This is a genomic window from Hypericibacter terrae (assembly GCF_008728855.1).
In the GTDB taxonomy this organism is placed as follows: Bacteria; Pseudomonadota; Alphaproteobacteria; order Dongiales; family Dongiaceae; genus Hypericibacter; species Hypericibacter terrae.
Genome location: NZ_CP042906.1, coordinates 1,934,097 through 1,946,616, shown reverse-complemented (window position 1 = coordinate 1,946,616; position 12,520 = coordinate 1,934,097). Strand labels below are relative to the sequence as shown.

Below are 12,520 nucleotides of genomic sequence, written 5' to 3'. Positions count from 1 at the left end.
TATATTGTCCTGCTACAGAAGAGGGGAGTCAGCAGAGTGACCGAATGGAAGCCTGACATCGCGAGCCGCCGCGGACGCCGCTATCTCGCCATCGCCGACGCGCTGTCCGACGATATCAAGAATGGCCTGGTGCGGCCGGGCGACCGGCTGCCGACGCATCGCGAGCTCGCCTATCAGATGGGACTCTCGGTCAGCACCGTGAGCAAGGCCTATGCCGAGGCGGTCCGCCGGCAGTTGATCCTGAGCGAAGTCGGACGCGGCACCTTCGTCATGCCGAATGCCTGGACCGACCTCTCGCGCATCGGCGTCGACAGCCGCCAGATCGAGCCGATCGACATGGCCTTCAATTGCCCGGTCCCGACCCCCATGCTGATCGAGGCGGTGTCGGGCTCGCTCAAGATGATCTCGAGCAGCGACCGCGTCGACGAGCTGATGCATTACCACCGGCCCTGGGTCGGATTGCCGGCGCATCGCGCCGCGGCGGCGAACTGGATCGAGAAGCGCGGCCTGCGGACCTCGCCGGAGAACATCCTCATCACCAACGGCGCCCAGCATGCGCACGCCATCATCCTCGCTTCCCTGCTCGAGCCCAACCAGATCGTGGTGACCGAGGAGCTGACCGATCCCGGCATCAAGTTCCTGACCGCCAATCGCAGCCTGCAGCTCAAGGGATTGGCGATGGATCAGGACGGCATGCTTCCCGATGCGCTGGAAGCCGCCTGCCGCACCATGAAGGTCAAGGCGCTCATCACCGTTCCCAACCATCACAGCCCGACCCTGACGATCATGCCGGTGGAACGGCGCAAGGCGATCGCCGAGGTCGCAATCCGCTACGGCGTGACCATCATCGAGGACGATGTCTATGGCCCCCTCCTCGAAAACCCGCCCCCTGCTCTGTCGAGCTTTGCGCCCGAGCAGAGTTTCTATTTCACCAGCCTCTCGAAATGCATCTCCCCGGGATTGCGCATCGGATTCCTGGCGGCACCGCCCGGCCGCGTCGAGGAGCTGATCCCGGGCCTCGGCGCCACTACCTGGATGGTGTCGATGATACCGGCCGAGATCGCGACCATCTGGATCCGCGATGGCAGCGCGGAGCGCCTGGTGGCGTGGCAGCGCCAGGAGCTGGCGCGGCGCCAGAAGCTGGCGCGCCAGATTCTCATCGGCCACGAATATCGCGCCCTGCCGAGCTCGCTCCATCTCTGGCTGCCCCTGCCCGCCACCTGGCGTGCCGAGGGCTTCGTCGCCCAGGCGCGCTCGCGCGGGCTGGCGGTGACGCCGGCGGAGGCCTTCGTCGTCGGCCATGTCGCCTCGCCCCAGGCCATCCGCATCAGCCTCGGCGGCGCGACGCCCTCGCGCACCGAGCTGCAGCGCGGCCTCGAGATCGTCGCCGACCTCCTGCGCGAAAGACCGGCCGCCACCTATCTCGTGCTTTAGTGCCCGCAAGACACGCATGATTCCATGCGTGAACCCGATCGATCCGGAGATACGAGTTGATCTACGAACTGCGCCAATATGTCCCCGCGCCCGGCAAGGCCGAAGCGCTCAGCCGCCGTTTCCGCGAGAATACGCTTCCGCTCTTCCGCAAGCTGGACTTCAAGCTCGTGGATTTCTGGGAATCGACTGACGGCAAGGGCGAGCTCTGGTATGTGGTCGAGTGGCCGGACGAGGCCGCGATGAAGACCGCCTGGGACAATTTCCGGGCCAATCCCGAATGGATCGCAGCGAAAAAAACCACGGAGGCCGATGGCCCGCTGATCGCCTCGCTCCAGAACGTGACGCTGCGCCGTGCCGGCTTTTTCAAACCCTGACCCGCCTTGGGCGCGGCGATCCGCGGGAATCCACGCTCAAAGACCCCGGGCCCGGTGGGGGTGAGCCGATTTATTGCACCATGACAACCAATTGAGAGCCGGTCGCAGGGCCCGCGATCGGCTTCGCTTTTTGCCGCCGATCTCCTAATCTAGGGCCACCGGCCTGCCCCCCGTCCCAAGGGGCGGCGCGCCGATCGAGAGAGGTTTTCAACAAAATGGATCGACGCCATGCGATATGAAACGCCAGGTACTATCGACTCCGCGGTAGCGCTCCTGGCCCAGGAAAAAGGCCGCGCCTACCTTCTGGCCGGCGGGACCGACCTGCTGGTCCGGCTGCGCGGCGGCTATATCGAGCCCGACCTCGTGGTCGATGTGAAGCGCATCGACAGCATGCGCAAGATCACCGCCGAAGGCGGCGGGTTCCGGATTGGCGCCGCCGTGCCGGCCGCCGAGCTGGGCGAGCATCCGGGCGTCAAGAAGCTCTGGCCCGGCGTGGTCGAGGCCGTCGAGCTGATCGGCTCGAAGCAGGTCCAGGGCCGCGCCACCATGGTGGGCAATCTCTGCAACGCCTCGCCGGCCGCCGACAGCGTGCCCGCGATGGTCGCCGCCGGAGCGATCGCCTCGATCGTGGGTCCGCAAGGCCGGCGCAATGTCCCGGTCGAGGAGATTTCGACCTCGCCCGGCAAGACCACGCTGGCCAAGGGCGAGATCGTGGAATCGATCCTGCTGGCAGCCCGTCCGCCGCATTCGGCCGACGCTTACCTGCGCTTCATCCCGCGCACCGAGATGGACATCGCGGTGGTGGGCGCCGGCGTCAGCATCACGCTCGACGACAAGGGCGTCTGCAAGGCGGCGCGCGTCGCGCTGGGTGCGGTCGCCGAGCGCGTGCTGCTGGTCGGTCCCGCCGCCGATGCCCTCATCGGCAGCAAGCTCGACGAAGCGGCCCTGGACAAGCTGGCAGCCGCGGCGTCCGCCGCCTGCCGGCCGATCGACGACAAGCGCGGCACCAAAGAGTTCCGCATCAAGGTTGCCGGCGTGCTCGCGCGCCGGGCCGCCCTTATTGCGCTCGAGCGCGCGAGGAAATCCAAATGAGTCAGGTTCACGTCACCACCAAGATCAACGGCGATACCACCGAATATCTCTGCGAGGCGGACGAGACGCTGCTCGACGTGCTGCGCAACCGCCTGGGCCTGACCGGCGCCAAGGAAGGTTGCGGCACGGGCGATTGCGGCGCCTGCAGCGTCACGCTGGACGGACGGCTCGTCTGCTCCTGCCTGGTGCTGGGCGCCGAGGTGAATGGCCGCGAGGTCCGCACCATCGAAGGCATGGCCCATGGCGAGACGCTGCACCCGCTGCAGCGCAAGTTCATCGAGCATGCGGCCCTGCAGTGCGGCATCTGCACCCCGGGCTTCCTGGTCGCGGCCAAGGCGCTTCTGGACAAGAATCCGGATCCGACCGAGACCGAAATCCGCTACTGGCTCGCCGGCAATCTCTGCCGCTGCACCGGTTACGACAAGATCGTGCGCGCGGTTCAGGACGCCGCCGCCGAAATGCGAAAGGGTTGAACCATGCCCCTCGATAGCAAGACTGGCGTACCCGCGTTCAAAGTCGTCGGCACCCGCCCGGCCCGTCCGGACGGCATCGACAAGGTCACCGGCCGCGCCCGCTTCGGCGCCGACATGTCGGCCCCCGGCATGCTGGTGGGCCGGATCCTGCGCAGCCCGCATGCTCATGCGCGCATCCGCAAGATCGACACCGCCAAGGCCGAGGCCCTGCCCGGCGTGAAAGCGGTCGTGACGCGCGCCGATTTCAAGGAACAGAGCGGCGATCTCACCGACATCCTCGACAATGTGATGGCCGGCAAGAAGGCGCTCTATGACGGCCATGCCGTCGCCGCCGTGGCCGCCGTCAGCACGACCGTGGCCCGCAAGGCCCTCGCCTTGATCGAGGTCGACTACGAGATCCTGCCCCACGTCACCGACGTGGACGAAGCCATGAAGCCGGGCGCTCCCCTGCTCCATGAAGGCATGATCACGGCCGGCGTCGAGCCGGCGCCGACCAAGCCCTCCAACATCACGCGGCGTCACGAGTTCGGCCATGGCGATGTCGAGAAGGGCTTCAAGAAAGCCGATATCGTCATCGAGCGCGAATTCAAGACCGAGGCGACGCATCAGGGCTATATCGAGCCCCATGCCTGCCTCGCGACCCTGAGCGGCGACGGCGTCGGCGATCTCTGGGTCTGCACGCAAGGCCATTTCATGATCAGGGCGGCCTGCGCCGGCCTGCTCGGCCTCGACATCTCGAAGCTGCGCGTCACCGCCTCCGAGATCGGCGGCGGCTTCGGCGGCAAGACCACGGTCTTCATCGAGCCGGTGGCGCTCGCGCTCTCGCGCAAGGCCAACCGGCCGGTCAAGGTCGTGATGAGCCGCGAGGAGGTGTTCCGCGCCTCCGGCCCGACCTCGAGCGCCTCGATGCGCGTCAAGGTCGGCGTCACGAAGGATGGCCGCATCACCGCGGCCGATGGCGAGTTCCGCTATCAGGGCGGCGCCTATGCCGGCTCGCCTGTCGAGTTCGGCGCCATGTCGGCCTTCGCCTGCTACGATCTGGAGAATGTGCGCGCCGTCGGCCTCGACGTCGTGACCAACCGCCCGAAGCAGGCGGCCTATCGCGCCCCCGGTGCGCCGATCTCGGCCTTCGCGGTCGAGAGCATCATGGACGAGCTGGCCCGCAAGCTGAACATGGATCCGATCGAATTCCGCATCAAGAACGCGGCCAAGCAAGGGACCAAGTCTTCCTACGGTCCGACCTTCGGCAAGATCGGCCTCGGCGCCACGCTCGAGGCGGCCAAGTCGCATCCGCATTGGAAGGCGCCCTTGAAGCCGGGCCAGGGTCGCGGCATGGCCTGCGGCTTCTGGTTCAATTTCGGCGGCCAGACCTGCGTGTCGCTCAACGTCAACACCGACGGCACCTGCACGCTGGCGGTGGGCACGCCCGACATCGGCGGCTCGCGCGCCTCGATGAGCCTGATGGCCGCCGAGGAGCTGGGCATCGCCTATGACGCGGTGCGGACCATCGTCGCCGACACCTCGTCGCTGGGCTACAACGACGTGACCGACGGCAGCCGCACCACCTTCGCCACCGGCATGGCGACGATCTATGCCGCGCGCGACGCGATCAAGAAGCTCTGCGGGCGTGCCGCGCAGATCTGGGGCATCCCGGAAGATGCGGTCACCTGGGAAGCCGGCTATGCCAAGCCCTCCGGCGCCAATGCCGGCAGCTTCGAGCCGCTCTCGCTGGCCGACATTGCCAAGTCGTCGGGCAACACCGGTGGGCCGATCGCGGGCCATACCGAGTTCAACGCCGAGGGTGCGGGCGTCAGCTTCGCCACGCATCTCGTCGATGCCGAGGTCGACAAGGAGACCGGCCGCACCATGATCACCCGCTACACGGTGGTCCAGGATGCGGGCAAGGCGGTCCATCCGAGCTATGTCGAAGGGCAGTTCCAGGGCGGTGCCGTGCAGGGCATCGGCTGGGCGCTCAACGAGGAATATATCTATGGCAAGGACGGCCGCCTGCAGAACGCAGGCTTCCTCGACTACCGCATCCCGGTGGCCTCGGACCTGCCGATGATCGACACCAAGATCGTCGAGGTGCCGAACGAGGGCCATCCCTATGGCGTGCGCGGCGTCGGCGAGACCTCGATCGTGCCGCCGCTGGCGGCCGTCTCCAACGCGGTCTCGGCCGCGGCCGGTGTGCGTCTGACGCATCTGCCGATGTCGCCGCCGCGCATCCTGAAGGCGATCGACGAGCTGGCCGCCAAGGGCCGTTGATGGTCCAGGTCGTGCTTTGGGGGTCGCTCAAGCGGGCGGCCCATGGCAAATCCGAGGTCGAGGTCGAGGCTGCCGACATCAGGCAGCTCCTGGCCCGCCTCGGAGAAGCCTATCCCGACCTCAAGCCGCAGCTCGACCGCGGCGTGTCGATCTCCATCGACGGCCTGATCTATACCAACAACTGGTTCCAGCCGATCCGTCCCACGAGCGAGGTGGTGTTGCTGCCGAAGCTGGCGGGCGGGTGAAGGCGGGAACGATCGATATCATTGCTTCGATACAAAACGGCGCCTCAAAGGGCGCCGTTTTTTGTGCGAGGTTTCACGGGTCATTTGCCAGTATCAGAGCGCGAGTTACTTGTCCCACCGCCAAAGACCGTGCTTCCATTCCTCAACAAGATGACATGGCATCATCACGAGCTAATTCAGATTCGGCTTTGTGAATGAGGGGGTCATTCCGATTGATACCATTCTTTTCACAAAACAATCTGATGTGCTCCTCGCCCTCCGCACGCTTTCCAACGGCGAGTAGACACAAGCCCCAGGCAATGTGGGTCTGCACGTAGTTCTCTAACGAGAAGCGGCGAAATGCCATCGACGCACGCTCATGAAAGACCGTGACGACATCGCCCACGGAGTTGACGCGGGCAAAATCGTCATGCGTCGCGCGGGTCGCAGCTCGTACAACACGAATGAGGTGACTAGCATCGACTTCCTTGAGTGTCGCTATCTCGACGAAGGAGCACCAGTCGGGTGCGATGCCGATTTCATCTATCGGATCAATACACAAATCAAATTCAACGCTTTTGGACGTCCGCTTACGGCGAAGACGCCCATTCCGCACAACGGGCACAAAGTCGAGTGAGAAACCCCATCGCGCTGAATACCACCCGCCCTTCATTGCTTGGAATTCGAATATCTTACGAATGGGTGCAATTGTGCCGCTAACCCAACGACGAGCACGAACCGGTTCGAAACCGATAGGCGACAGTTTCAGTCTCAGCTCCTCATCTATTCTATCCGCGAGAGCAGCCATTCCTTATCCGCGAACGGTGAGAGGAAACATTTGATTCGCGACCTAGTCGTCACGGTCGAGACGGCGAGCGGAGAGGCGCAGCCTCCTGTGCTTTCTCATGAATGGCGGCATTCACCGCATCAACCCAGCGGTTGGCGGTTGCCATCGGAGAGCGATGCTACAAACTGCAACCGTCGATGGCATTAACATTTGTGAGCGGTGCGCAGGACCGGAGCAACCATCAGCCGAGTAGCGTGCCGAAAGAGCCGTGTCCAGTGACTAAGCTGTCCATGGAAAACCGCGCCGTAAGGGTTCAAAGGTTTCTAACGGGCCCAAATCTGCTCCCATGTGGGAGACCAAACGACGGAGGGCACCCTCCCCCTCCTCGTGGCAAGTAATCTCACCGTTTTTAACAACATGGCCCGAGTTGAAGCAGTCGCCTCCCCAACAGATCGTCTGGAGAAGGAGAAAGCGGGCAGAAGGGTTCTGTTCCGAGAACTTGTTCACACCCGAACTCACCGGTTCTGGAATCGCTTCGTCTTCAGGGTCGTAATGACTTAACCCAAAACGAACAGCGACGGCTGAGAACGGGCATTCGATCGGGACTACATCGATGTCCGACCACCTATCGGAAATCTGCTCGCGCAGACCGTTGATGGGATCAGCAAATAGACGAAGGAAGTGGAACACGACAGACCCCTTTTCGCTTTCCGGAAGCAAGGCAGCGAATATAAGATCTGCAACCTTTGATGGCATTAACATATGTGAGAACGCTGAAGAGCAGACAAGCTCCCTTTCACTCAAGGGAGCGTCGCTAGAATTTTTGTTCTGAAACCAGCTTCCCGGTCTCGTCGAACCACTGGTAGAGACCGGTGCGCTTGCCGTCCGCGTAGTGGCCGACTTCCCGCGCCTTGCCGCTGGGCCAAAAGCTCCGGTAGTCGCCGTCGAGGCGGCCCTCGAAATAGCTGCTCTCGATATAGAGCCGCCCGTCGTCGAACCAGACCAGACAGCGGCCATGCAACAGGCCGCGCTGGAACTCCGCCATGCCGATCTGGATGCCCGTGCTCGACCAGATCCGCCGCGTGCCATGCGGCTTGCCGCCGACCATCTCGGTCTCTTCGACGGTCCGAGCGGCGGCATCGACGCGACGTTGGATTTCGACGTTGGGGCTGGAGGTCATGGATGCATCATTCGGTGATCTTCATCCCAGCTAAGGTCGCCACGAAGAGTAGAACGTCACCACGCCCGTCAATGGTCATCCCCGCGAAAGCGGGGACCCAAGCGTCAACTTGGGTATTGCTTCGAGATGGGCCCCCGCTTTCGCGGGGGTGACAATGGGACGTGCGATGACCACTCGTGTAAGGATGACCGCTTTCGCGGGGATGACAACCCGGGTGTATCCCCCCGTCAATAATCCATCCGCCAATCCAGCCCCACCTGGCTGCTCACGGCGCCGACGCTGCTATAGCCGGTGAGGCCGCGGGTGATGTCGACCTCGACCCGGGCGCTGCTGGTGTCGGCCGTGGTGCCCTGGCTCACGCCGACGAAGACGCCGGGGGCGATGTATTTGCCGCCGCTCACCATGGGCCCGGCATCCTCGCCGCTGCCGCTGCTGCTGCCATTGGTGTGACGCGGCGGAGGAGCGGCGGGGTTGGTCGAGGCGCTGCCGAAGTCGAGCCGGTCGAGCCCGATGCCTTCGCGCAGGCGGTCGAGGATACCGGGGCCGCCACTGGCCAGGTTGTTCGCCGCCAGCGCCAGCTGTGCGCCTTGCGCCGGCGTGATCCGGCTGGTGTCCTCGCCGAACAGCACCCGCGACAGGATCTCGTCCTGCGGCAAGGTCGGGCGCGAGGTCAGGACCAGGTTGGGCGCCGTCGGGCTACCGGTCAGCATCACCTGGGCCACGATATCGTTGGCGCTGTATTCGGCCTGGACGTCCAACTGTGGTTCCGTGACCCGGCCGGTCGGGAAGGTGATGACGCCGCGCCGGATGACGAAGCTCTTGCCGAGGAAATCCATCGTGCCGCGCACCGTCTGCAGCTTTCCGCCGATCACCGGCGCGCTGCTGTTGCCGGACATGCTGATCCTGCCGCGCCATTCGCTCTCGAGCCCGTGACCGCGCAGAAAGGACTGGCCCGGAATGGAGACCGTGACGTCGAGCGCCACCCGCAGGCGCGGACTGGGTTGCGCTGCGCGACGCCGCGCATCGGCCAGCTGTTGCGCCGTCGCATGCGGGTCACGGCTGTCGATGACGATGACGTCGAGCGTCCTGACGTTGGGCGGCAATCTGTCGGGAATGCGGAACTCGGCGCGCGGAATGGTGATATGGGCCGTGAGCGCGGGCTCGGCAACGCTGCCGCCCAGCGCGACATCGCCATTGGCCGTCACCCGCGCCGTATCGCTGTTCGCCACCCGCAGGTTCGCGAGCGTGGCCTTCAGGTCGAGCAGCGGCGCCGGCAAGGCCGCCAGATCGATGCTCCCGCTGGCGGTGAGGCTGCCGCCGAGCCCGTCCTGGGCGGAGAAGTGCGTCAGGGTCAGACGCGTCTGATCGCCTTCCAAGGTCGCGGCGATGTCGTGGAGTTCGGTGCCGAAGGCCTGGTTGAGATAGCGGCCCTCGGAAAGACTCACCTGCCCGCCGGCCTCGGGAGCGGCGCGCGTGCCGGCGAGCGTCAGGGCGACCGTGTAGTGGCCCGACAGCCGGTCCTCGCCCAAGGCCAGCAGCTCGACCAGGCCCTGAAGCTGCCCGTCCCCGTCGAGCTTGAGCAGCATCGGCCGTTGCGCCGGGATCATGTCGATGGGCGACGACGCTGTCAGGTCGAGGGGCACATGCCCCGTGACGGTCAGGAGCTTGGCGCTGGGCATCGACGCCTGGCCGTCGATCGCCACCTGGCCGCCGCCTGGGACCAGAGACAGATCGAAATCCAGGGGCGGAATGCTCGAAGCTTCCGCATCGGTGATCCTGATGGCCTTGCCGGCGATCGTCACCTTGCCGCCCGGCGCCGCCAGGGTGCCTTCGAGATCGGCGGCCATATCGAGCGTGCCCGTCAAGGGCCGCGCCAGGAAGTGCCCGGCGACCGCGAGCGGCAGCTTCTGCCCGGTGAGCTTGAGCATGATGCGATCCTTGCCCAGCGTCGCATAGCCGCCGATGCGGCCGCCGGCCAGATCGAGATCGAGGCCGAGGAGACGCGTCTCGACCACGCCCATGGCCAGCGTGACCGGCTGCAGCAGCTTCGCCTCGTCCTGGTCGAGCTTGCCGGCGAAACGCGACAGGGTGATCGATTGCCCGTCCTTGCCCTCGGACCAGTCGCCCGCCAGATCGAGCGTGAGCGGCAGCCGGCGCTGCTGATCGCCCTCTGGGCCCAGCATCATCTCACCGCCGGCCTGGCCGCTGAAGCCGATCTCGCTGTCTGACTTCACATCGGCCTCGAGATGCGCCTGGTCGAAGCGGAGATTGCGGGCGCCGATGCCGGTCACGTCGAGCGTCGCCGTGCCGGCCGGATCGTTCATGATGTTGCGGCCATGGCCGTCGATCTCGAGCTGCGAGAGCAGCACCGCGTCTTTGGCGGCGCCGATCTTGATATCGCTGCCCGCGACCTTGACGTCCGCGATCTGGCCGTCCCGGGGGACAAGCGTGATCGCCGTCTCGGCGCTGCCCGACAGCGCCATGCCGGCCGCCACCGACCAGGGCTGCAGGTCGGGCAAGGTTCCGGCAAGCTTGCCGCTCGCGAGGTCGTGCTCCAGGTCGTAGTCGATATCGCCGGCCAGCCTTCCGCCGCCGGCCGTCAGGACCAGCTTGCGAAGATTGAGGAAGTCGTTGGGCGGCATGGCGAAGCCGGTATCGAGCTTGCCCGGAACGCCGGCGAGATCGAACACCGCGGAGATCCGGCCGGACGGCTCGTTCAGATCGTCGACCGAGATCTGCGCCGTGACTTTCCGGACGGGCGCATATTCGATGTCGAGATTGCGGCCCTCGAGCACCGCCTGCATCGAGGGACGCTCAAGGCTGCCGCCGAGGTCGGCGGTCAAGGTCGCATCGCCGCGGATCGAGATGCGGATCGCCGGCGTGAGCGGATCCAGCTTCGGCATGCGCATGACGATCCGGCCCGTGACGGCGTCGCTGTCCGGGGCATATTCGACGTTGCCGGTCAGGGTCGCGGCGACCGTGACCACATCGAGATCGGAGAGCGCGATCTTGCCGTCGGTCCGGCGCTCGGCCTTGGCCACGATCGAAACCGTGGGCCCGACGATGGCATCGACCACCTGAATGCCGATGCTGAGATCCTCGGCGCCGCCCTTGATCGCCGCGGTGACATGGCCATCGGCATCCGTCGTCACGTCGGCGTCGACGGAAAGCTTTCCATGCATCCGCGGCAACCGCACCAGATCGCCGAAGGCGGCGAGCTCGGCGACCTTGAGCGACAGGCTACCGGCGGCGGCCTCGGGCGAGACCTGTCCCTTGGCGGCAAGGTCGAGCCCCGCGCCCTTGGCGCTCAGATGATCGAGCGCAAAACTCTGCTCGGCGGGCGCCGCAAGGCCGGACAAGGACCAGTCGATGGCGTCGCCAAGTCCCGCCGGCAGCGCCTGCCCGGCCTGGGTGATGCCCGCGACGTGACCGCCGGCGTCGATCTGCCAGGCCGTCTTCTCGTCGTCGATGGGGCCGTTCGGTTTCAGCGCGAACGTCGCATCGAGTTGGCCGACGCCGAACCCTTGCGCGTCGATGCCGTCACCCGTCAGCGTCGCCTGGAGAACCGGCTCCGCGGTGCTGCCCTCGACCTTGAGATCGAGCTGCCCCCGTCCGGCGAGCGCCACGCCCAGGAGACTTTCCGCGGCCTTGAGATCGGGCAGAGAGACTTGCGCGCTACCCGTGACAGCCTGGCTCGCATTGTCGAGCCGGGCCGATCCGGTGACGTCCAGTGCCGCCGCCGTCACGGTCAGGTTGTCGAGCGTGACGACATCGTCCCGCAATCCCGCATCGGCGGCAAAGGCGATGCGCTCGCCCAGGATCGGCTGGAGCGAGTCCGGCACCAGACCATGCTGGGTCACGCTCCCGTCGAGACTCAGATGGAGGCCGTCATCCTGCTTCAGGCCCAAATCGCTCTCGACCGAGAGAATCTCCCCGACATTGCCGGTGAGCTTGCCCTGCCAGGCGGACAGCGGCCCCGTGCCCGCGAGCGCCACCGTCAGCGGCTGCGGCGCCTCGCGGCCCAGCAACCGGGCCATCAGCAGCCCCGTGGGCTCGCTCACATCGAGCTTGAGATCGAGAACGGCCGGCTTGCCCGTGAGCGTCATGGCCAGGCTTGCGCGGCCGGGTGTGTCGTCGGTGCGGGCCAGGTCCAGATGAAGATCGGCCTCGTCGCCGCCCAGCGCGCCCTGGCCGGAGAAGGTCAGCGTCGCCGGCTGTCCCAGCACCGGCTCGGCCAGCGCGACATGATCGATCGCCAGATGGTCGAGCCTGACGGTCACCGGCAGTTTCGGCAGCGAGAGGTCGATCGCGGTCGAGGATTTCGGCTCGGCGGTCGTCTCGGGCGCCCGTGCGACCGCGACACTCGATACCGTGAGCTGGCGGATCGCCAGCTCGCGATGCCACAGCGCGGCGCCGTCGATCTCGAGATGGACATTGTCGATCTCGAGCCAAGGGCCGGTGCGATCGCTGACCGTGATCCGCGCCGCCGTGAGGTCGAAGGGCACGGATCCGCCCAGCCCCTCGATCGTCACGCTGCCCTCCGGGGAGGACAGCGCCCGTGCCACCATGTCCTCGAGCGCCCGCTTCCCCGCCTCGCTCTGGAGATAGAGATAGCCGCCACCCAACGCGACCAGCAGCGCCGCAAGAACGGCGCCGAGGGCGATCAGGGTATAGCGAAGCGTGCGTTTCAT

General features: G+C 65.9%; 10 protein-coding genes. 6 read left to right on the top strand and 4 right to left on the bottom strand.

The window, feature by feature from the left end:
• Positions 1-36: 36 nt before the first annotated feature.
• From ehuR to FRZ44_RS08940, 6 genes are all read left to right on the top strand, one after another.
• Positions 37-1,434: a MocR-like ectoine utilization transcription factor EhuR gene (ehuR, locus tag FRZ44_RS08965; protein WP_191908501.1), complete on the top strand. Its 1,398-nt coding sequence runs from the start codon at positions 37-39 to the stop codon at positions 1,432-1,434.
• A gap of 56 nt (positions 1,435-1,490) precedes the next feature.
• Positions 1,491-1,808 (top strand): NIPSNAP family protein, encoded by a 318-nt coding sequence (locus tag FRZ44_RS08960; protein ID WP_191908500.1) that lies wholly within the window; start codon positions 1,491-1,493, stop codon positions 1,806-1,808.
• Between the two features lie 228 nt (positions 1,809-2,036).
• A complete protein-coding gene (locus tag FRZ44_RS08955; protein WP_151176863.1) occupies positions 2,037-2,900 on the top strand; it encodes an FAD binding domain-containing protein in 864 nt (287 codons plus the stop codon).
• Entirely contained in the window at positions 2,897-3,373 is a 477-nt protein-coding gene (locus FRZ44_RS08950) for a (2Fe-2S)-binding protein (RefSeq protein WP_151176862.1), read from the top strand. Before FRZ44_RS08955 ends, FRZ44_RS08950 begins: the two co-directional genes overlap by 4 nt.
• A 3-nt stretch (positions 3,374-3,376) precedes the next feature.
• Positions 3,377-5,638, top strand: coding sequence for a xanthine dehydrogenase family protein molybdopterin-binding subunit (locus FRZ44_RS08945; protein ID WP_151176861.1), 2,262 nt, complete (start codon positions 3,377-3,379; stop codon positions 5,636-5,638).
• A complete protein-coding gene (locus FRZ44_RS08940; protein ID WP_151176860.1) occupies positions 5,638-5,883 on the top strand; it encodes a MoaD/ThiS family protein in 246 nt (81 codons plus the stop codon). Before FRZ44_RS08945 ends, FRZ44_RS08940 begins: the two co-directional genes overlap by 1 nt.
• A gap of 142 nt (positions 5,884-6,025) precedes the next feature.
• Here the strand turns inward: FRZ44_RS08940 and FRZ44_RS08935 are convergent, their stop codons facing one another.
• The 4 genes from FRZ44_RS08935 to FRZ44_RS08920 all read right to left on the bottom strand — a co-directional run bounded on the left by FRZ44_RS08935 (position 6,026) and on the right by FRZ44_RS08920 (position 12,520).
• Positions 6,026-6,670, bottom strand: a complete 645-nt coding sequence (locus tag FRZ44_RS08935) for a hypothetical protein (protein WP_151176859.1) — start codon at positions 6,668-6,670, stop codon at positions 6,026-6,028.
• A gap of 258 nt (positions 6,671-6,928) precedes the next feature.
• Positions 6,929-7,339 carry a hypothetical protein gene (locus tag FRZ44_RS08930; RefSeq protein ID WP_151176858.1) on the bottom strand — a complete coding sequence of 137 codons (411 nt, stop codon included), beginning with the start codon at positions 7,337-7,339 and terminating at the stop codon, positions 6,929-6,931.
• A gap of 124 nt (positions 7,340-7,463) precedes the next feature.
• Positions 7,464-7,829 carry a toxin-antitoxin system YwqK family antitoxin gene (locus tag FRZ44_RS08925; RefSeq protein WP_151176857.1) on the bottom strand — a complete coding sequence of 122 codons (366 nt, stop codon included), beginning with the start codon at positions 7,827-7,829 and terminating at the stop codon, positions 7,464-7,466.
• Between the two features lie 227 nt (positions 7,830-8,056).
• Entirely contained in the window at positions 8,057-12,520 is a 4,464-nt protein-coding gene (locus FRZ44_RS08920; protein WP_151176856.1) for a translocation/assembly module TamB domain-containing protein, read from the bottom strand.

What these genes read in the sequence shown, in the direction of transcription:
- FRZ44_RS08925 (WP_151176857.1), bottom strand. Translation starts at nt 7,829, where the DNA reads ATGACCTCCAGCCCCAACGTCGAAATCCAACGTCGCGTCGATGCCGCC.
- FRZ44_RS08920 (WP_151176856.1), bottom strand. Translation starts at nt 12,520, where the DNA reads ATGAAACGCACGCTTCGCTATACCCTGATCGCCCTCGGCGCCGTTCTT.
- FRZ44_RS08955 (WP_151176863.1), top strand. Translation starts at nt 2,037, where the DNA reads ATGCGATATGAAACGCCAGGTACTATCGACTCCGCGGTAGCGCTCCTG.
- FRZ44_RS08935 (WP_151176859.1), bottom strand. Translation starts at nt 6,670, where the DNA reads ATGGCTGCTCTCGCGGATAGAATAGATGAGGAGCTGAGACTGAAACTG.
- FRZ44_RS08950 (WP_151176862.1), top strand. Translation starts at nt 2,897, where the DNA reads ATGAGTCAGGTTCACGTCACCACCAAGATCAACGGCGATACCACCGAA.
- FRZ44_RS08945 (WP_151176861.1), top strand. Translation starts at nt 3,377, where the DNA reads ATGCCCCTCGATAGCAAGACTGGCGTACCCGCGTTCAAAGTCGTCGGC.
- FRZ44_RS08940 (WP_151176860.1), top strand. Translation starts at nt 5,638, where the DNA reads ATGGTCCAGGTCGTGCTTTGGGGGTCGCTCAAGCGGGCGGCCCATGGC.